The sequence below is a fragment of the Mycolicibacterium vulneris genome (assembly GCF_002104765.1).
GTDB lineage: Bacteria > Actinomycetota > Actinomycetes > Mycobacteriales > Mycobacteriaceae > Mycobacterium > Mycobacterium vulneris.
Genome location: NZ_NCXM01000026.1, coordinates 29135 through 50252, shown reverse-complemented (window position 1 = coordinate 50252; position 21118 = coordinate 29135). Strand labels below are relative to the sequence as shown.

Annotated in this window: 9 protein-coding genes and 1 pseudogene; 8 read left to right on the top strand and 2 right to left on the bottom strand. The window is 70.0% G+C overall.

Features of this window, described 5'->3' with window-relative positions:
* Nucleotides 1–78: 78 nt before the first annotated feature.
* Nucleotides 79–468 carry a PPOX class F420-dependent oxidoreductase gene (locus B8W69_RS22010; protein WP_085291885.1) on the top strand — a complete coding sequence of 130 codons (390 nt, stop codon included), beginning with the start codon at nucleotides 79–81 and terminating at the stop codon, nucleotides 466–468.
* Nucleotides 469–481: 13 nt separating this feature from the next.
* On the top strand, nucleotides 482–1345 hold the full coding sequence (locus tag B8W69_RS22005; RefSeq protein WP_085291884.1) for a type 1 glutamine amidotransferase domain-containing protein: 864 nt from the start codon (nucleotides 482–484) through the stop codon (nucleotides 1343–1345).
* A gap of 4 nt (nucleotides 1346–1349) precedes the next feature.
* Here B8W69_RS22005 and B8W69_RS22000 read toward each other — a convergent pair whose 3' ends face one another.
* The gene (locus B8W69_RS22000; RefSeq protein WP_085291883.1) at nucleotides 1350–2057 is read right to left on the bottom strand and encodes a dienelactone hydrolase family protein; all 708 of its coding nucleotides are present in this window, start codon (nucleotides 2055–2057) and stop codon (nucleotides 1350–1352) included.
* 73 nt (nucleotides 2058–2130) lie between these two features.
* On the opposite strand from B8W69_RS22000, the gene B8W69_RS21995 reads away from it, so the two are divergent.
* The 4 genes and pseudogenes from B8W69_RS21995 to B8W69_RS32300 form a co-directional block, all read left to right on the top strand.
* Entirely contained in the window at nucleotides 2131–2661 is a 531-nt protein-coding gene (locus B8W69_RS21995) for an FxsA family protein (protein ID WP_085291882.1), read from the top strand.
* 94 nt (nucleotides 2662–2755) lie between these two features.
* Nucleotides 2756–4345 carry an amidohydrolase gene (locus B8W69_RS21990; protein ID WP_085291881.1) on the top strand — a complete coding sequence of 530 codons (1590 nt, stop codon included), beginning with the start codon at nucleotides 2756–2758 and terminating at the stop codon, nucleotides 4343–4345.
* A gap of 328 nt (nucleotides 4346–4673) precedes the next feature.
* Complete coding sequence (gene lnt / locus B8W69_RS32305) at nucleotides 4674–6356, top strand: apolipoprotein N-acyltransferase (RefSeq protein WP_439330635.1); 1683 nt, start codon at nucleotides 4674–4676, stop codon at nucleotides 6354–6356.
* Nucleotides 6357–6423: 67 nt separating this feature from the next.
* A pseudogene (locus B8W69_RS32300) lies at nucleotides 6424–7265 on the top strand (polyprenol monophosphomannose synthase); the annotation flags it as partial.
* Nucleotides 7266–7294: 29 nt separating this feature from the next.
* On the opposite strand, the gene B8W69_RS21980 reads toward B8W69_RS32300, so the two are convergent.
* Entirely contained in the window at nucleotides 7295–7630 is a 336-nt protein-coding gene (locus tag B8W69_RS21980; RefSeq protein ID WP_007770897.1) for an RNA polymerase-binding protein RbpA, read from the bottom strand.
* A gap of 182 nt (nucleotides 7631–7812) precedes the next feature.
* Between B8W69_RS21980 and B8W69_RS21975 the strand changes: the two genes are divergently transcribed.
* Both B8W69_RS21975 and B8W69_RS21970 read left to right on the top strand, forming a co-directional pair.
* Nucleotides 7813–8163 (top strand): hypothetical protein, encoded by a 351-nt coding sequence (locus tag B8W69_RS21975; RefSeq protein WP_085291880.1) that lies wholly within the window; start codon nucleotides 7813–7815, stop codon nucleotides 8161–8163.
* 404 nt (nucleotides 8164–8567) lie between these two features.
* Entirely contained in the window at nucleotides 8568–21116 is a 12549-nt protein-coding gene (locus B8W69_RS21970) for a type I polyketide synthase (RefSeq protein ID WP_085291879.1), read from the top strand.
* The last annotated feature ends 2 nt before the right edge of the window (nucleotides 21117–21118 follow it).

Sequence of the window (21118 nt, the reverse complement as noted above, 5' to 3'; positions counted from 1 at the left end):
TCAGTTAAGCTGTCATGACTATCGCAGCCGAGTGCCGAGAATGTCAACGCCCCGACCCCGCAGCGGTAAGTTGTTCTGGTGACGCCGACCTTTGCTGACCTTGCCAAGACGCAGTACATCCTGCTGACCACGTTCACCAAGGACGGCAGGCCCAAGCCGACGCCGATCTGGGCAGCCCTGGACAAGCAGCGCGGGGACCGACTTCTGGTCATCACCCAGGAAAAGTCGTGGAAGGTCAAGCGAATCCGCAACACCCCGCGGGTCACGCTGGCCACCTGCACCATGAACGGCCGACCCACCAGCGAGGCCATCGAGGGGACCGCGGCCATCCTCGACAAGTCGGAAACGGCCGCCGTCTACGACGCGATCGGCAAGCGCTACGGCGTCGTGGGCAAGGTGTTCAACTTCTTCAGCAAGTTGCGCGGCGGCATGGACAACAACGTCGGCCTCGAACTGAAAGTGGCCTGAACGCGAAGGCGCCGTGGCCACCGTTCTCATCCCGATCCCGGACCGCGACTTCGACCCGACCGAAGTCGCGGTCAGTTGGAAGGTATTGACGCGAAGCGGCCACCGGGTGACCTTCGCGACCGAAACCGGCGCGCCCGGGGTGGCCGACGACATCATGGTGACGGGCCGCGGATTGGACATTTGGTCCGCGCTGCCACTGCTGGGCGCCATCCCGCTGATCGGCTTGACGCTGCGCGCCAACAAAGACGGGCGCAATGCCTACCGAGACATGGTGCACTCCAACGAATTTCAGCATCCGGTAACGTGGGCGGGGGCCAGCCTCGACGGCGTCGATGCGCTGCTGTTGCCGGGCGGGCACCGCGCCCGCGGGATGCGTAGCTACATCGACAGCGGCATCCTGCACCGGCTGGTCGTGGAGGCCTTCGCCCGCGAGCTGGTGGTGGCCGCCATCTGTCACGGGGTGCTGCTCGCCGCGCGCAGCGTCGATCCCAAAACCGGCCGTTCCGTCCTGTATGGACGCAAGACGACGGCGTTGACGTGGGCAATGGAGCGGTTGGCCTGGCGCCTCACCCGACTTACCCGGTTCTGGGATCGCGACTATTACCGGACCTATACCGAAGAGCCGGGCCAACCCGGCGGGTATATGTCGGTGCAGTCGGAAGTCACACGCGCGCTTGAAGATCCGGCCGACTTCCGTGACGTGGCGCCAGGATCACCGCACTGGCGGCGGAAAACCTCGGGCATGGCGCGCGATACGGCCACCGACTCGGGGCCCGCATTCGTCGTCGATGACGGCGGCTACGTGTCGGCGCGCTGGCCCGGTGATACCCACACGTTCGCAACGGTGTTGGCGCAGAAACTGAACGCGGCGCGCTGACCCGCTACGTCGCGGCGCCCGTGCCCAGATGCTCGCCGAAGAACGCGAACACCCGCCGCCAGGCGTCCTCGGTGGCGTCCCGGTCGTAGCCGAAACCAGCGATGCGAAGCAGCGGTTGGGCGGGCAGCTCGTTGGCGAAGCTGTGCCCGACGGTCGGATACGTCTTCACATCGGCGGTGATGTTCTTGGCGGCGATGGTCTTGTTCAGCTTCTCGGGCGCACCCCGGCCCAGCGGGTCGCGGCCGCCGAAGCTGGCCACGACCGGGCACGCGCCGTCGAGTGTCTTGTCCAGGTTGCGGGGCAGGGGAGCGCCATAGAACGGGGCAGAGGCACCGAAACCCTTGGGCGACATGACAAGAGCGAACTGACCGCCCATGCAGAAACCCGCGATGCCCACCTGGCCGGAACATTGCGGCATGGCCTTCAGGTGATCGCGCGCGGCCAGGATGTCGTCGAGGGCGCGGCCGCGCTGCGTCTGCAGTTCCTTCATGACGCGGGTGATGCAGCGGATGCGGCCGCCGCGGGAGTACAGGTTCGGGGTGAGCGCCAGGTAACCCGCCGCGGCGATGCGGTCGTTAATCGACTGCTTGTCCCGGCCGTAGCCGATCGCGTCGTGGATCACCACCACACCCGGCCACGGGCCTTGCCCCGAGGGCGTGCTCAGTAACGCATCGATCGGTCCGTCGGGGGTATCGATCTGAATCGTCGTCATAGCGTCATCTAACTGCAATCACGCTGGCGAGCACCACGGGAACTTGGGCGTGGTCCGCACACGTTGGTCTGGCATGGTGTCGCGGCTGTTGCTGATCTACGCCGTCGTCGAACTCGCGGTGATCTTCGCGCTGGTGTCGACGATCGGATGGGGCTGGACCCTGCTGGCGCTGGTGGGGACCTTCCTGCTCGGCTGGGGCATCGTGGCCCCGATGGCCGGGTCGCACCTCATCCGCCGGATCGGGCAACTGCGCTCGGGGCTGACCGACCAACGCGCTGCGGGCGATGGTGCGCTGATCAGTCTGGCCGCCCTCCTCGTCCTCACTCCCGGCCTGGTCAGCACCGCGCTGGGCCTGTTGCTGCTGATCCCGCCGGTGCGGTCGGCCGTCGGTCCCGGGTTGACGGCCATGGCGGTGCGCAAGCTGCAACGGCAGATGCCGGGACTCAGTTATGCGAGCGTCCTTCGCCCGGAGCCTCACCCGGCGAGCGTGTACTACCCGGATGCCGGCTCGAGAGGCGGCCACGGCGACTACATCGACGGCGAGGTCATCGATGTCCACGACGTCGAGGCGCCGGCGCGGCCGCAACGATTCGACGGACGCTGACGCGGGCGCGGGGCACCCGCCCACCGTTATCGCCATCCGGACCGGTCCACGTAGTTTTGGCCTGTGACCGATCGTGACCGCTAGTCCCGCACCGGTGACCCTGCTGATCAATGGCAGGGTGCACAGCCCGGCCCAGCCCGATGCGACCGCGATGGCCGTCCGCGACGGCGTGGTGGCGTGGCTGGGCAGTGACGAGGTCGGCCGTCAGCTGTTTCCCGACGCCGACGTCGAAGATCTCCTGGGCGGGTTCGTGGCGCCGGGGTTCGTGGACAGCCACATCCATCTCACCGCCACCGGGCTGACGCTCTGCGGGCTGGACCTGCGCCCGGCGGTTTCGCGCGCCCAATGCCTGCAGATGGTCACCGAGTACGCCGCCGCGCACCCCGGCCAGCCGGTGTGGGGCCATGGCTGGGACGAAACCTCGTGGCCGGAGAACACCCCGCCGAGCGTCGGCGACCTGGACGCAGTTCTCGGCGACCGGCCCGCCTACCTCGCGCGGGTGGACGTGCACTCCGCGCTGGCGTCGACGGGCCTGCGGCGGCTGGTCTCGGAGCTTCCGGCGGCGGCGGGTTTCAGCGCCGAGGGGCCGCTGGTCGGCGACGCACACCATCTGGTGCGGGCCGTCGCCCGGGGCCTGCTGACGGGCGAGCAGCTCGCCGAAGCGCGCGCCGCAGCACTGCGGGCCGCCGCGGCGGCCGGCATCGTCGCGGTCCACGAATGCGCCGGCCCCGAGATCGGTGGAATCGACGACTGGCTGCAGTTGCGGGCCCTCGATCACGGCGTCGAGGTGATCGGTTATTGGGGTGAGGCGGTGAGCGGCCCCGCCCAGGCACGCGAGCTGATGGCGGCGACCGGAGCTCACGGGCTGGCCGGTGACCTGTTCGTCGACGGGGCCCTGGGGTCGCGCACCGCGTGGCTGCACGAGCCGTACACGGACGCCCCGGGGTGCACCGGAGCCTGCTACCTGGATTCCGATGCCGTCGAGGCGCACGTTTGGGCGTGTACCCAGGCCGAGGTCACCGCCGGATTCCACGTCATCGGGGACGCCGCGGTCGCGACTGTGGTGGAGGCTTTCGAGCGCGTCGTCGCCGACCTCGGGCCGGTCGCCGTCGCCCGCTGCGGGCACCGCCTCGAGCACGTCGAGATGGTCAGCGCCGATCAGGCCGCCAAACTGGGCCAGTGGGGCGTCATTGCCAGCGTGCAGCCCAATTTCGATGCGCTCTGGGGCGGCGTCGACGGCATGTATGCGCGACGGCTCGGTGCCCAGCGAGGCAGTCGGCTCAACCCCTTTGCGCTGTTAGCATCCCAAGGCGTGCCCCTCGCGCTCGGTTCCGACGCTCCGGTCACGGGCTTCGACCCGTGGGTGAGCGTGCGCGCGGCGGTCAACCACCGCACCCCCGGCAGCGGGGTCTCGGCGCGGGCCGCGTTTGCTGCCGCCACCCGCGGCGGCTGGCGGGCCTCCGGCGACCGCGACGGCAAGACGGGCACGCTGGTGCCGGGAGCGCCGGCCTCGTACGTCGTCTGGGACGCCGGGGGCCTCGAGGTGCACGCCCCCCGCGACACCGTCCAGCGCTGGTCGACGGACCCGCGGTCGCGGGTGCCGGCGCTGCCGCGATTGGGTCGCGACGATGCCCTACCGCGGTGCCTGCGAACGGTGCATCGGGGCGCTGTCATCCATGGCTAGGTACCGACTGGGCGACGACGAGCCCGCGGACCACACCGATGCGGCCGACGAGGACCTGCCGCGGCGGCCTGACACCGATCCCATCAGCGACGAGGCCGAGTCGGACCGCGACGACCAGCCCGCCGAGGTGCGCGCCGAGCCCGAAGCCGAGGACGACGAGCGCGACGGCGAACCCGACCGGGACAACGATGCCGCAGAACCGCGATCGCACGAGGGGCGCGCGCCGGTCGGCGCGAGCCCGGGCGGTCGGCTCGGGGCCGCGGCGCGCGGCGCGGTGACCGGACTGGCGGCCGCGGTGATCGCGCGGCTGCCCGCCGCCCAGGCCGCGATGCTGCCCCGCCTGACCCGGCTGAGTTGCGTCGTGATGGGCGGCTTGCTGCTCTGCGCCAGTTTCCCGTCGCTCAATTGGTGGTGGGGTGCCGTGGTGGCCGCCGCGTTGCTGGCGTGGGTGTTGACGCACCCCGCGACCACGCCTGCGGGCGGCCTGGGTTACGCCTTCCTGTTCGGGCTTGCTTTCTACCTGCCGCTGCTGCCGTGGGTCGGGCTCCTGGTCGGCCCCATCCCGTGGATCGCGCTCGCGACCGTCTGCGCGCTGTTTCCCGCCCTCTTCGGCCTGTGCGCCGTCGTCGTGCGCCGGCTGCCCGGCTGGCCCATCTGGTTCGCTCTGATCTGGGCGGCCCAGGAGTGGCTCAAGTCGACCATCCCGTTCGGCGGTTTCCCCTGGGGGTCGGTGGCATTCGGTCAGACGCACGGTCCGTTCCTGCCGCTGGTCCAGCTCGGCGGCGTGGCGCTGCTGTCCATGGCGATCATGCTGGTGGGCTTCAGCGCGACGGCCATCGCGCTGGAGATCATGAAGTGGTGGCACTCCGGCCACCCGGCGCCCCGCGCGGCCCGCGACAGCGGCGCCGCAAATGCCGCGCACCCCGACCAGGCGCCGCCCGCGGTGGTGCTGCCCGGCGTCTGCATCTGCCTGGTGCTCTTCGCCTCGCTCATCGTCTGGCCGCAGGTGCGCCACGCCGGTACCGGGTCGGGTGGCGAGCCGGCGGTGACCGTCGCGGCCGTGCAGGGCAACGTGCCGCGGCTGGGCTTCGAGTTCAACGAACAGCGGCGCGCGGTGCTGGACAACCACGTCCAGGAAACCCTGCGGCTAGCCGAGGACGTGCGCTCCGGGGCGGCCCCGCAACCGCAGTTCGTGATCTGGCCGGAGGACTCGTCGGACATCGACCCGCTGGTCAACCACGACGCCGCCCTGGAGATCTCGCAGGCCGCGTCGGCGATCGGCGCTCCGATCCTGATCGGCAGCGTGCTCGAAGTGCCGGGACGCTCGCCGGAGGATCCGAACTACACCAACACCATGATCGTGTGGAATCCGGCCACCGGCCCGGCCGATCGCCACGACAAGGAAATCGTGCAGCCGTTCGGCGAGTACCTGCCGATGCCCTGGCTGTTCAAACACCTGTCCGGATATGCCGGCCGCGCCGGAAGCTTCGTGCCCCGGGAGGGCTCCGGGGTGGTGCACATCGCGGGGGTGCCGCTCGGCGTCGCCACCTGCTGGGAAGTGATCTTCGACCGGGTGCCGCGACAGGCGGTGCTCGGCGGTGCCCAGCTACTGGCAGTGCCGGCCAACAACGCCACCTTCAACAAGAGGATGAGCGAGCAGCAGCTGGCGTTCGCCAAGGTCCGGGCCGTCGAGCACGACCGGTACGTGGTGGTGGCCGGCACCACGGGGATCAGTGCCGTGGTGGCCCCCGACGGCGGCGAGTTGGCGCGCACCGACTTCTTCCAGCCCGCCTATCTGGACATGCAGGTGCGGCTCAAGACCAGGCTGACGCCGGCGACGCAATGGGCCCCGCTGGTGCAGTGGGTCATGGTGCTGGCGGCCGGAGCGGTGATTCTGGCCGGGATACGGCACAATGGATGGTTCCCGCGTTCGGTACGTCTCAGGTCCACACGCCAATCGCAAGGGGCCGGTGCAACCCCGGGCAAACCCCCGCCCGACGAGCACGACTAAGACCCTGCGCCCGACTCCCGGGACCGCACGCCGGCAGACGACGGCGACTGACCACCCTCCGTCCGACCAGGACGGCCGACACACTTTCGATTTCGGGCGACACAGAGGAGCTACATGACCACCGGCCAGCCGGCGCCCCAAGTCCCAAGCAACCGTCCCAGCCAGCGCGTCTTGGTGATCATCCCTACCTACAACGAGCTGGAGAACCTTCCGGTCATCCACCGGCGGCTCAAAGAGGCGTGCCCGCACGTGCACCTGCTCGTGGTGGACGACAGCAGCCCCGACGGCACCGGCCAGCTCGCTGAGGAGCTGGCGGCGGCCGACGCAGGCCGCACGCACGTCATGCACCGCACCGTCAAGGACGGCCTCGGCGCGGCGTACCTGGCGGGTTTCGCCTGGGGGTTGAGCCGTGACTACTCGGTCCTGGTCGAAATGGACGCCGACGGCAGCCACGCGCCCGAACAGCTGCACCGCCTGCTGGACGCCGTCGACGCCGGCGCCGACCTGGCCATCGGGTCGCGCTATGTCGAGGGTGGGACGGTGCGCAACTGGCCGTGGCGGCGCTGGGCGCTGTCCTGGACGGCCAACACCTACGCCCGGCTGGCGCTCGGCATCGGCGTGCACGACATCACCGCCGGCTACCGTGCCTACCGCCGCGAAGTGCTGGAAGCGATCGACCTCGACGGCGTCGACTCCAAGGGCTACTGCTTCCAGATCGACCTGACCTGGCGCACGATCTGCAACGGGTTCACCATCGCCGAGGTGCCCATCACGTTCACCGAGCGCGAACTCGGCGTGTCCAAGATGAGCGGCTCCAACATCCGCGAAGCCCTGGTCAAAGTCACCCGCTGGGGTGTTCAGGGCCGACGGTCCGGCGCCCTGGCCACCAGGGCCGACAACCGCACTTAGGTCGCGGTCCGGCCCGGCTCAAGCCGCGGTCAGCCCCGGCGGCGGGTCTTGATGATCTCGAGGCGCTCCTTGAGCAGCTCTTCGAGCTCTTCCACCGAGCGACGCTCCAGCAGCATGTCCCAGTGGGTCCGCGGCGGCTTCACCTTCTTCGGCTCGGGTAGGTCGCCCTCGATCAGGGTGCCTTCCAGTCCGTTGCGGCACAGCCAGGTGCCGGGGATCTCGGCGTCGTCGGCGAAGGGAACCTCGAACTCCTCGCCATTCTCGGTCCGGTACTTCGCGAGCTGACGCGGCGCCAAATCGTGGTTGCGGTCAGTCTCGTAGCTCACGGCCCCGAGGCGACTGCCTCTCAGTACGCGATCAGCCATGGCTGCTACTCCTTCAGGTCTTCTTCTCGGAGCTCTCCGGCTCCCTTACTGCTGTTCGGTGCAGTCTGTCCAGTTAGCAAACGCTGCCGCGATCTGCGCAGTTCCCGGCCGGGACCGGCATACGCGACGCGACCCTCAATGATACCGGGATCGCCGAGCAAACCCGACTAAAGTCGGCAGGCGTGAGCCGCCGTACCCACCCGCAGCCCTGTCGCTGGTGCGGCCGAGACGTTACCGATGCGGGAATGGGACGTCGTCGCCAGTACTGCCGGCAGTCGTGCCGGCAGCGCGCGTACGAACAACGGGCCTCGCTGCACCGGAACGGCGCGGCAGCCGTGCCCGAGGACGCGGTGGTGCTGTCGGCCGAGGATGCCGCCGACCTGTCGGATCGCGTCTACCAGGTGCGATGCGCGGCGGAGGACGTCGCCACGGCGGTCGACGAAGGCGCCGGGGCCACCGAGCTTCGCCAGTTGTGCGACGCGCTGATCCAAGCCGCCAGGGCCGCCGATGGCTGGCGCCGGGCGGGTGTGTGACCGTTTCCCGCACCGGACCGGCCGGACCCGGCGCTGGACCGAAGCCTTTACGACACGCGCCTGACCATCAGCTATGGTCAGCCGGGTACAGTCGCGCCATGGACGTCGGGCCATGTCTACAGCGCGCCGCTGTCCAGCGAGCACACCGGGCGCCCGGTCTTACATCTTCTTTGCGCGGCGCGGCGCAGCGGTCCGTGCCGGTCCTCCGGTAGCAGCCGGGAGCAGCGGACGTTTTGAAATCCAGTCGGAGTTGGCCATACTCACCAGCAATATTCTTGGGTCGGAGAGCAGCACGACGCTGGTCGAACGGGAAACGGTGTCGCTCCGTGCAGCAAAGTCCGTCACTCGGCGAAAACCGCATCGTGCGGTGAAAGACGGCCGAACGTCGTTAGGTGAGGTTTGTGATGGTTGATCAACTCCAGCATGCGACCGAAGCGCTGCGTAAAGCGCTGGTCCAGGTTGAGCGCCTGAAGCGCACCAACCGGGCGCTGCTGGAGCGGTCCAACGAGCCGATCGCGATCGTCGGTATGTCGTGCCGCTTCCCGGGTGGCGTCGACAGCCCGGAGGCGCTGTGGCAAATGGTCGCCGACGGACGCGACGTCATCTCGGAGTTTCCCGCCGACCGCGGCTGGGACGTCGCGAGCCTCTACGACCCCGACCCCGACGCGCGGCACAAGTGCTACGTGAACACCGGCGGCTTCGTCGACGGGGTCGCGGACTTCGATCCGGCCTTCTTCGGCATCGCGCCGAGCGAGGCGCTCGCGATGGACCCCCAGCACCGGATGCTGCTCGAACTGTCGTGGGAAGCGCTGGAGCGGGCCGGAATTGACCCCAGCGGGTTGCGCGGCAGCGCCACCGGCGTGTTCGTCGGGCTGATCGTTCAGGGCTACGGCATGCTCGCCGAGGAGATCGAGGGTTACCGGCTCACTGGCATGACCTCCAGCGTCGCCTCGGGGCGGGTGTCCTACGTGCTGGGCCTCGAGGGCCCGGCGGTGTCGGTGGACACGGCGTGTTCGTCGTCGCTGGTGGCCTTACACATGGCCGTGCAGTCGTTGCGCTCGGGGGAGTGTGACCTGGCCCTGGCCGGCGGTGCGACCGTGAACGCGACGCCGACGGTCTTCGTGGAGTTCAGCCGCCACCGCGGGTTGGCGCCGGACGGACGATGCAAGGCCTACGCGGGCGCGGCCGACGGCGTCGGCTGGTCCGAGGGTGGGGCCATCCTGGTCGTGGAACGCCTGTCGGATGCGCAGCGGCTGGGGCACCCGGTGCTGGCCGTGGTCCGCGGCTCGGCGGTCAATCAGGACGGCGCCTCCAATGGGCTGACCGCGCCCAACGGTCCCTCGCAGCAGCGGGTGGTGCGTGCGGCGCTGGCCAATGCCGGGCTGTCCGCGGCCGACGTCGATGTCGTCGAGGGCCACGGCACCGGAACCACCCTGGGTGACCCGATCGAGGCGCAGGCGCTGCTGGCCACCTACGGGCAGGACCGCAGCGAGCCGCTGTGGCTGGGCTCGATCAAGTCGAACATGGGCCACACGCAGGCCGCAGCCGGCGTGGCCGGCGTCATCAAGATGGTGCAGGCGATGCGTCACGAGACGCTGCCCGCGACGCTGCACGTGGACGCGCCGAGTCCGCACGTGGACTGGTCGGCGGGCTCGGTGTCGCTGCTGACCGAGGCGCAGCCCTGGAACGCCGAGCGGCCGCGCCGGGCGGGCGTGTCGTCGTTCGGCATCAGCGGCACGAACGCGCACGTCATCGTCGAGGCGGCGCCGGTTTCGGGTCCGGAGGCCCAGCATCGGGAGGCCGGACCGGTGCGGCCGGTGGTTCCGTGGGCGGTGTCGGCGAAATCGCCGTCGGCGTTGGCGGCGCAGGCGGCGCGGTTGGCCGAATACGTTCGCACGCACAGTGATCTGGACGTCGCCGACGTCGGCTGGTCATTGGCGGGCCGCGCGACGTTTGAGCACCGCGCGGTCATTGTCGGCGGTGACCGCGACCGGCTGCTGGCCGGGCTGGACGAGCTGGCCAACGATGACCCCACCGGATCGGTGATCCGGGGCACCGCGACGCCGGCGGGCAAGACCGTGTTCGTCTTCCCCGGCCAGGGCTCCCAATGGCCGGGCATGGCGGTTGAGTTGCTGGACACCGCACCGGTATTCGCCCAACAGATCCGGGAATGCGAAGAGGCCTTCGCGGAATTCGTCGACTGGTCGCTGACAGGTGTGCTGCGTGGCGCCCCCGATGCCCCGGGACTGGACCGCGTCGACGTCGTGCAGCCGGTGCTCTTCGCGGTGATGGTGTCGCTGGCCGAACTGTGGAAGTCGGTCGGGGTGAACCCGGACGCGGTGATCGGGCATTCGCAGGGCGAGATCGCCGCCGCTTACGTCGCGGGGGCGCTGTCGCTGCAGGACGCGGCCCGGGTGGTCACGTTGCGCAGCAAGCTGCTGACGGCCCTGGCCGGGCCCGGCGGGATGCTGTCCATCGCCTGCAGCACCGAGCGGGCCCGGGAGTTGTTGGCGCCCTATGGGAATCGCGTCAGCATCGCCGCCGTCAACGGCCGGTCGGCCGTCGTGGTGTCCGGTGAGGGGGCTGCGCTCGACGAGCTCGTAGGCTTCTGCGCCGACCTCGAGCTGCGGACCCGGCGGATCGACGTGGACTATGCCTCGCACTCGGTTGAGGTCGAGGCGATCCGTGCCGACCTCTCCGAGGTGCTGGCCGGCATCGAGCCGCGCCCCTCGCGCATCGCGTTCTTCTCCACGGTCACCGGAAACCGTTTGGACACAGCCGGATTGGACGCCGAGTACTGGTATCGCAACATCCGGCAGACTGTGCAGTTCGACCAAGCGGTGCGCAGCGCCTGCGAGCACGGTTACCGGACGTTCATCGAATCCAGTCCGCATCCGGCGTTGGTGGCGGGCATCGAGGACACCGCCAACGACCATGTCAGCAGCGGCGCCGAGGCCGCTGAAGTCACAGTCATCCCCACCCTGGGCCGCGACGACGGCGGTCTCGACAGGTTCCTGACGTCGGCCGCCACCGCGTTCGTCGCGGGAGTGAGCGTGCGCTGGCGCGGTGCGCTGGACGGCGCCGGCTTCGTCGAGCTGCCAACGTACGCCTTTGACCGGCGGCGGTTTTGGCTGTCCGGGGAGGGCATCGCGGCCGACGCCTCGGGCCTGGGCCTGGGCACCAGCGAGCACCCGCTGCTGAGCGCGGTCGTCGAGCTGCCGTCTTCGGGCGGGGTGGTGCTGACCGGCCGCCTGTCGCCGAGCCTGCAGGGCTGGCTGACCGATCACGCCGTGTCCGGCACGGCCGTGTTCCCCGGGTCCGGCTTCGTGGAGCTGGCGATTCGCGCCGGCGACGAGGTCAGTTGCTCGACGGTCGACGAGCTGACGCTGCAGGCGCCGTTGATGTTGCCGGCCAAGGATTCCGGGTCGGCATCGGTCGCCGTGCAGGTGGTGGTTGGACCCGCGGAAGAATCCGGCCAGCGGGGGGTGTCGATCTTCTCGCGCCCCGACACCGGCTCCAGCTGGGTGTGCCACGCCGAGGGAACGCTGAGCACCGGCTCGGTCGAGCCGGGCGCGGATCTGTCGGCATGGCCGCCGGCGGGAGCCGTCAAGATCGACGCTGCCGACGGTTATGAGCAATTGGCGGCGCGTGGCTACGGCTACGGCCCGGCATTTCAGGGCCTGACCGCGACGTGGGTGCGCGACGACGAGGTGTTCGCCGAGGTGCGGCTGCCCGACGCGGCCGGCGGCGTCAACGGTTTCGGCGTCCACCCGGCGCTGCTTGATGCGGCCATGCACGCACTGGTCGTCAGCCACCACATCAGCGGCCAGACCGACGAAGTGGTGCTGCCGTTCTCGTGGCAGGGCGTGTCGCTGCACGCCGCGGGCGCGTCCGCGGTGCGTGCACGCATCGCGCCGGCGCCGGCGCCGGCGGCCACGTCCGCGACCTCCAGGGCGGTCTCGATCGAGCTGGCCGACGGACTCGGATTGCCGGTGCTGTCGGTGCGCGCGATGGTCGCGCGCCCGGTGAGCGAGCGGCAGCTGCGCGCGGCGGTGTCGGCCTCGGGCCCGGACCGGCTGTTCGAGCTGGCGTGGTCGCCGGCCGCGACGACGGCCGCCGGCACCGAGCCGCCCGCCCATGAGGTGTTCGAATCCGTTGCGAACGAACAAGATCCGGTCTCCGGATCGTATGAGCGCACGCATCGGGCGCTGGCGGCCGTGCAGACGTGGCTGACCGAGCACGACTCCGGAGTGCTGATCGTCGCAACCCGGGGCGCGATGGGACTGGCGGGGGAGGACGTCCCCGATCTGGCCGGCGCGGCGGTATGGGGGCTGGTGCGGTCGGCGCAGACCGAGCATCCCGGCCGGATCGTGCTGGTGGATTCCGATGTGGTGCTTGCCGATAACGCGATAGCGACCGTTCTGGCGGTCGGCGAGCCCGCGGTGTTGCTGCGCGACGGTACGGCCTACATCGCGCGGGTGCGCGGCAGCCGCGCGGTCGACGGGATCATGACGCCCCCGGCGGAGGGACCCTGGCGGCTGGGAATCAGCAGCGCGGGCACGTTCGAAAACCTGCAATTGGAGCCGGTTCCCAACGCCGGCGCCGCGCTGGAGCCCGGCCAGGTTCGGGTGGCCCTGCGCGCCATCGCCACCAACTTCCGCGACGTCATGATCACCCTGGGCATGTTCACCCACGACGCCCTGCTCGGTGGCGAAGGCGCCGGCGTGGTGGTCGAAGTGGGGCCGGGAGTCACCGAGTTCGCGGTCGGCGATTCGGTGTACGGCTTCTTCCCCGACGGCAGCGGCACGCTGGTGCCCGGCGACGTGCGCCTGCTGCAGCACAAGCCGACTCACTGGTCCTACGCCGAAGCCGCAGGCATCTCGGCGGTGTTCACCACCGCCTACATGGCGTTCATCCACCTGGCCGACGTCAAGCCGGGGCAGCGGGTGCTGGTGCACGCCGCGGCCGGCGGGGTCGGCATGGCCGCGGTGCAGCTGGGCAGGCATCTGGGCCTGGAGGTGTTCGCAACCGCCAGCCGCGGCAAGTGGGACACGTTGCGGGCCATGGGCTTCGACGACGATCACATCTCGGATTCGCGAAGCCTGGAGTTCGAGGAGAAGTTCCGGGCGGTCACCGGCGGCCGCGGCATGGATGTGGTGCTGGACTCGCTAGCCGGCGAATTCGTCGACGCCTCGCTGCGGCTCGTCGCTCCCGGCGGGGTGTTCCTGGAGATGGGCAAGACCGACATCCGCGACCCGGGCGCGGTCGCCCAGGAATACCCGGGTGTCCGCTACCGCGCCTTCGACCTTTTCGAGCCCGGCCGTCCCCGGATGCATCAGTGGATGCACGAGCTCGCCGGGCTGTTCGACGCCAGGGTGCTGGAGCCGTTGCCGGTCACCACCTTTGACGTGCGACGCGCCCATACCGCTCTGCGATACTTGAGCCAGGCCCGCCACATCGGCAAGGTCGTCATGACGCTGCCGTCCGGCCTGGCATCGGGCACCGTACTCATCACCGGCGGAACCGGCATGGCGGGCTCGACGTTGGCTCGCCACCTGGTGGCACACCACGGCGTCGAGGACCTGGTGCTGCTGAGCCGCCGCGGTCCCGACGCGCCCGGGGCCGCCGAGCTGATCGCGGAGCTGCAATCCGCGGGTGCCCGGGCGCAAGTGGTCGCGTGCGACGCGGCCGACCGGGCGGCTCTGGCGCAGGTGATCGACGACCTTTCGGTACAGCGGCCGCTGTCGGGCGTGATTCACGCGACCGGTGTGCTGGACGACGCGATGGTCACGTCGCTGACCCCAGACCGTGTCGACGCGGTATTGCGGGCCAAGGTCGACGCGGCCTGGAATCTGCACGAGTTGACCCGCGACCTGAATCTGTCTGCGTTCGTGATGTTTTCGTCGATGGCCGGGCTGGTCGGCTCGTCGGGCCAGGGCAACTACGCGGCGGCGAACTCGTTCCTGGACGGGTTGGCCGCGCACCGGCGGGCACATGGACTGCCGGCGATCTCGCTGGCCTGGGGCCTGTGGGATCAGGCCAGCGCCATGACCGGCGGACTGGACGCCGCCGACCTCGCCCGGTTGGGTCGCGACGGGATCTTGGCGCTTTCCTCGGACGAGGCCATGGAACTCTTCGACACCGCATTGATCGTCGACGAGCCGTTCCTGGCGCCGGCCCGCATCGATCTCGGCGCGCTGCGCGCCCACGCGGTCGCGGTGCCACCGATGTTCACCGATCTGGTCAACGCCCCGACGCGCCGCCGCGTCGACGACTCGCTGGCCGCCGCGAAATCGAAATCGGCGCTGGCGCATCGCCTGGACGGGCTGTCCGAGGCGGAGCAGCACGCCGTGCTCCTCGATCTGGTGCGCTCGCACATCGCCACGGTGCTCGGCAACACCACCGCCGAGGCGATCGACCCCGACAAGGCGTTCCAGGAGTTGGGTTTCGACTCGCTGACCGCGGTCGAAATGCGCAACCGGCTCAAAACCGCTACCGGACTGTCGCTCTCGCCCACCCTGATCTTCGATTACCCGACGCCCAACGGCCTGGCCGGCTACATCCGCACCCAACTCGCCGGGATTCCGCAAGAGATCAAGCACGCCCCGGTGGCTCGCGCCACCGACGACGATCCGATCGTCATCGTCGGCATGGCGTGCCGCTATCCGGGAGGGGTGAGTTCCCCCGAGGACCTGTGGGACATGCTGACCGAGGGCCGCGACGTGCTGTCCGAATTCCCGACCGATCGTGGCTGGGACCTGGCCGGCGTGTACAACCCGGACCCCGATGTTCCGGGCACCTGCTACACCCGCACCGGCGGCTTCGTCGACGGGGTCGCGGACTTCGACCCGGCCTTCTTCGGCATCGCGCCCAGCGAGGCGCTGTCCATGGACCCGCAGCAGCGCATGTTCCTCGAGCTGTCCTGGGAAGCGTTGGAGCGGGCGGGAATTGAGCCCGGCAAGCTGCGCGGCAGCGCCACCGGAATGTTCGCCGGGGTGTACACCCAGGGCTACGGCATGGGCGCGGCTCCCACCGCGGAGGGCTTCCGGCTGACCGGCCAGTCCTCGAGTGTGGCGTCGGGCCGGGTGTCCTATGTGCTGGGCCTGGAAGGCCCGGCGGTGTCGGTGGACACGGCGTGTTCGTCGTCGTTGGTGGCGCTGCACATGGCCGCGCAGTCGCTGCGCTCCGGCGAGTGTGACCTGGCCCTGGCCGGCGGGGTCACCGTCAACGCCACGCCCGACATCTTCGTCGAGTTCAGCCGCATGCGCGGGTTGTCCGAGGACGGCCGGTGCAAGGCCTACGCCGGCGCGGCCGACGGCACCGGATTCTCCGAGGGCGGCGGCATGCTCGTGGTGGAACGCCTGTCCGACGCCCAGCGCCTGGGGCACCCGGTGCTGGCGATGGTGCGCGGCTCGGCGATCAATCAGGACGGCGCCTCCAATGGGCTGACCGCGCCCAACGGCCCCTCGCAGCAGCGGGTGGTGCGAGCCGCGTTGGCCAGCGCCGGATTGACGCCGGCGGAGGTGGACGTCGTCGAAGGGCACGGCACCGGAACCACCCTGGGTGACCCGATCGAGGCGCAGGCGCTGCTGGCCACCTACGGGCAGGACCGCAGCGAGCCGCTGTGGCTGGGCTCGATCAAGTCGAACATGGGCCACACGCAGGCCGCCGCCGGGGTGGCCGGTGTGATCAAGATGGTCCTGGCGATGCGCCACGAGATGTTGCCCGCGACATTGCATGTCGACGAGCCCAGCCCGCACGTCGACTGGTCGACGGGTTCGGTTTCGCTGCTGACCGAGGCGCGGGCGTGGCCCGGTGGCCGTCCGCGCCGGGCGGGTGTGTCGTCCTTCGGCATCAGCGGCACCAATGCGCACGTCATCGTCGAGGCGGTGCCGGCCGAGTCGCCGCGTGTCGTGGACGGTCCGAAGGCGCCGGTGGTGCCGTGGCCGGTGTCGGCGAAATCGCTGTCGGCGTTGAACGCTCAGGCTGCGCGGCTGGCGGCCCACCTGCGCGCCCACCCGGATCTGGACATCGCCGATGTGGGGTGGTCGCTGGCGGGCCGGTCGGCCTTCGAGCAGCGGGCCGTCGTCGTCGGCAGCGACCGCGACCGGCTGCTGGCGGGGCTGGACGAGCTCGCCGGCGACGACCTGGGCGGCTCCATCATTCGTGGCACGGCGACCGCCGGCAAGACGGTCTTCGTGTTCCCGGGCCAGGGCTCCCAGATATTGGGCATGGGAATGGGATTGCACGCCGGCTATCCGGTCTTCGCCGAGGCGTTCAACATGGTCGTAGCCGAACTGGATCAGCACCTGCTCCGCCCGCTGCGCGAGGTGATGTGGGGGCACGACGAAAACCTGTTGAACAGCACCGAATTCGCGCAACCCGCGCTGTTCGCGGTGGAAGTCGCGTTGTTCCGGCTGCTCGAATCCTGGGGCGTGCGGCCCGACTTCGTGATGGGCCACTCGATCGGGGAGCTGGCGGCCGCGCACGTTGCCGGAGTGCTGTCCCTGGAGAACGCCGCGGTGCTGGTGGCGGCGCGGGGACGTTTCATGCAGGCGCTGCCGGAGGGCGGCGCGATGGTCGCGGTGCAGGCCACCGAGGAAGAGGTGCGGGCACTGCTGGTGTCCTCCGATCAGGCCGGCGTGGGCATCGCCGCGGTCAACGGACCCACCTCGGTGGTGATCTCGGGCGCACAACAAGCAGTGGCCGCGGTGGCCGATCAGCTCCGCGGCGACGGCCACCGCGTGCATCAGCTCTCCGTCTCGCACGCCTTCCACTCCCCGTTGATGGACCCGATGATCGACGAATTCGGCACCGTCGCAGCCGGATTGACCGTCGGCAAGCCCACCATTCCGATCGTGTCCAACGTGACCGGACAGCTGGCCGGCGACGACTTCGCCTCGGTGGGGTATTGGAAGCGACACGTGCGCGAGGCGGTGCGATTCGCCGACGGCGTGCGCTTCGTGCACTCGGCCGGCGCAAACCGCTTCCTCGAAGTCGGGCCGGGCAGCGGCCTGACGGCATCGATCGAAGAAACCCTGCCTTCCGATCCGACGGCAGCCTCGGTGACCACCATGTCCGCGCTCCGCAAGGACCGCCCCGAGCCCGTCGCCCTGATCAACGCCGTCGCGCAGGGGTACGTCGCCGGGATGGATGTGGACTGGCGCGGTGCCCTGGGGGACGCCAATCTGGTCGAGCTGCCCACGTATGCCTTTGATCGGCGGCGCTTCTGGCTTGCCGCCGACGGCGCCCCGGCCGATGCCGTGGGTCTGGGCCTGGCCGCCAGTGAGCACGCGCTGTTGGGCGCGGTGGTGGAACTGCCCGCCTCGGGCGGGGTGGTGCTGACCGGCCGGCTGTCGCCCGGCACCCAGGGCTGGTTGGCCGATCATGCCGTAGGCGGCGTGGTGCTGTTCCCGGGCGCGGGATTTGTCGAGTTGGCGATCCGCGCCGGCGACGAGGTGGGCTGCGGAGTGGTCGACGAGCTGAATCTGGCGGCGCCGCTGGTGTTGCCGGCCGGTGGGTCGGTCGCCGTTCAGGTCGTTGTCGGCGGCCCGGATGATTCTGGCGCCCGTGCGGTGTCGGTGTTTTCGCGGGCCGAAGCGGGCTCGGGCTGGTCGCTCCATGCCGAAGGCGTGCTGCGGGCGGGGTCGATGCAGCCGAGCGCGGACCTGTCGGCGTGGCCGCCGGTGGGTGCGGTCCCGGTGGATGTCGGCGACGGGTACGAGCAACTGGCCGAGCGTGGTTACGCGTACGGGCCGGCGTTCCGCGGCCTGACGTCGATGTGGCGCCGCGGCGACGAGGTGTTCGCCGAGGTATCGCTCCCCACCGATGCCGGGGTTTCGCCGGCCGGGTTCGGCGTCCACCCTGCGATGCTCGACGCGGCGTTGCACGCGGTCATGTTGGCCTCCGACAGCGACGAACTGCCCGAAGGCTCGATGCTGGTTCCGTTCTCCTGGCAGCAGGTGTCGTTGCACGCCGCGGGGGCGGGCGCGGTGCGCGCACGGATCGTGCCGGTCAGCCCCTCCACCGTGTCGATCGAGTTGGCCGACGGGCTGGGGCTGCCCGTGCTCTCGGTGGCGTCGATGGTTGCCCGCCCGGTCACCGACAAGCAACTGCTGGCCGCGGTGTCGAATTCGGGACCGGACCGGCTCTTCGAGGTCATCTGGTCCGCGCAGCCGTCAGCGGCCGTGCAGCCGGTATCGCTGTCCGCTTGGGGCGCACCCGAATCGGACGACACCGAGGCCGAGCGGTCGGCGGTGCTGTTCGAGTCGCAGCCGGTGTCCGGCGATGTGATCACCGAGGTGTACGCGGCGACGCGAGCGGTGCTGCCCGTGCTGCAGTCGTGGTTGTCCCGTGACGGCGCCGGAACCCTGGTGGTAGCGACCCGGGGCGCGATGACGCTGCCGGGGGAGGACGTCACCGATCTGGCCGGCGCGGCGGTCTGGGGGCTGGTGCGGTCGGCGCAGACCGAGCACCCCGGACGGATCGTGCTCGTCGACACGGACGCGCCCCTGGATTCCGACGCGATCGCAGCGGTTCTGGCGCTCAGCGAACCGCAGGCAATACTGCGCAAGGGGACGGTCTACACCGCGCGGGTGCTCGGCAGCCGCGCCGTCGGTGGCCTGTTGCTGCCCCCCGACGACGGACCGTGGCGACTCGGCATGAGCAGCTACGGCACCATCGAAAATCTGCGGATAGAGCGCATTCCCGACGCCGACGCGCCCTTGGGGCCCGGTCAGGTACGGGTTGCGCTGTCGGCCATCGCGGCCAACTTCCGCGACGTCATGATCGCGTTGGGGCTCTATCCCGACCCGGAGGCGATCATGGGCATCGAGGCCTCCGGCGTGGTGATCGAAACCGCTTCGCCAGACGGGCGTTTCGCGGTCGGCGACCGCGTGATGGGGTTGTTCCCGGACGGCACCGGGACCATTGCCAAGACCGACCATCGCCTGCTCGTCAAGGTGCCGGCCGGATGGTCACACACCGCCGCCGCGACGGCGTCGGTGGTGTTCGCCACGGCGAACTACGCTCTGGTGGACCTGGCCGGGGCCAAGCCCGGGCAGCGGGTGCTGGTGCACGCCGCGGCCGGTGGGGTCGGGATGGCCGCGGTCCAGCTGGCCCGCCAGATCGGTCTGGAGGTGTTCGCGACCGCTAGCCGCGGCAAGTGGGACACTTTGCGCGCCATGGGATTTGACGAAGATCACATCGCCGACTCGCGCAGCCTGGAGTTCGAGGAGAAGTTCCGGGCGGTCACCGGCGGGACCGGCATGGCCGGGATGGATATCGTCCTCGACTCGCTGTCCGGTGAGTTCGTCGACGCTTCCCTTCGCCTGATGGCCCCCGGTGGGGTCTTCCTGGAAATGGGCAAGACCGACATCCGTGACCCCGAGGTCGTGGCCCGAGACCACTCGGGCGTGCGCTACCGCGCCTTCGACCTGTTCGAAGCCGGACCAGATCGCATCGCGCAGATGCTCGACGAGCTGGCCGCCATGTTCGGTGAAGACGTGCTGCGGCCGTTGCCGGTCACCAGGTTCGATGTGCGGCGCGCACCCGCCGCGCTGCGCTATCTGAGCCAGGCGCGCCACGTCGGCAAGGTTGTGATGACGATGCCCGATGCCTGGACGGCCGGCACGGTGTTGATCACCGGCGCCACCGGCATGGCCGGTTCGGCGGTCGCGCGTCACGTCGTAACCCGGCACGGTGCACGGAATCTGGTGCTGGTCAGTCGCCGCGGCCTGGATGCGCCGGGTGCCGCGGAACTGGTCGCCGAACTCAGCGCCGCCGGCGCGCACGTGGAGGCGGTGGCCTGCGATGCCGCCGACCGCGAGGCCCTGGCCAAGGTGATCGCCGAAATCCCGATGCAGCATCCGCTGACCGGGGTGATCCATGCCGCCGGGGTCCTGCACGACGCCGTGGTCACCTCGCTGACGCCCGACCGGATCGAAGCCGTGCTGCGCTCCAAGGTCGACGCGGCGTGGAACCTCCACGAATTGACGCGCGAGCTGGATGTGTCTGCGTTCGTGATGTTCTCGTCGATCGCCGGACTCGCGGGTGCGTCGGGTCAGGCCAACTACGCGGCCGGGAACTCGTTCCTGGACGGGTTGGCCGCGCACCGGCGGGCGCACGGGCTGCCAGCGATCTCGCTGGGTTGGGGTCTGTGGGATCAGGCCAGCGCCATGACCGGTGGGTTGGGCGCCGCCGACCGCGCCCGGTTCGGCCGGGACGGGATTGTCGCCATGTCTTCGGACCAGGCGCTGGACCTGATGGATACCGCGCTGATTGTGGACGAGCCATTCATGCTGCCCGCCCACATCGACCTCGCGGCGTTGCGGGTCAAGTTCGACGGGGGCACCCTGCCGCCGATGTTCGTCGATCTGATCAATGCGCCGACGCGTCGTCAGGTCGACGACTCGCTGGCCGCCGCCAAGTCGAAATCCGCTCTGCTGCAGCGCCTCGAAGGGCTGCCCGAGGACGAGCAACAGGCCATCCTGCTGGACTTGGTGCGCGCCAACATCGCCACCGTGCTCGGCAGCGCCAGTCCGGAGGCAATCCACCCGGACCGGGCGTTCCAGGAACTCGGCTTCGACTCGCTGACGGCCGTGGAGATGCGCAACCGGCTCAAAGCCGCGACCGGGCTGGCGCTTTCGCCGACGCTCATCTTCGACTACCCGAACTCCGCCGCGCTAGCCGGCTACATGTATCGAGAATTGGTCGGCTCGTCGGACCAGCCCGCGGTGGCGGCCGCACCAGGCGAAGCCGAGATTCAACGGGTCGTGGGGTCGATTCCGGTCAAGCGCCTTCGCCAGGCCGGCGTGTTGGAACTGCTGCTGGCCCTGGCCAACGAATCTTCCAGTGGGAGCGCGCCGTCCGAGGTGACCACGGAGAAGGACATCGCGGACATGGACCTCGACGACCTGCTCAACGCCGCGCTGCTGGACGACGATGGCGAATAGCA

Excerpts from the sequence above, each read along its gene's own strand:
- B8W69_RS22000 (WP_085291883.1), bottom strand. The coding sequence starts at position 2,057 with ATGACGACGATTCAGATCGATACCCCCGACGGACCGATCGATGCGTTA.
- B8W69_RS21995 (WP_085291882.1), top strand. The coding sequence starts at position 2,131 with ATGGTGTCGCGGCTGTTGCTGATCTACGCCGTCGTCGAACTCGCGGTG.
- lnt (WP_439330635.1), top strand. The coding sequence starts at position 4,674 with ATGCTGCCCCGCCTGACCCGGCTGAGTTGCGTCGTGATGGGCGGCTTG.
- B8W69_RS21980 (WP_007770897.1), bottom strand. The coding sequence starts at position 7,630 with ATGGCTGATCGCGTACTGAGAGGCAGTCGCCTCGGGGCCGTGAGCTAC.
- B8W69_RS21970 (WP_085291879.1), top strand. The coding sequence starts at position 8,568 with ATGGTTGATCAACTCCAGCATGCGACCGAAGCGCTGCGTAAAGCGCTG.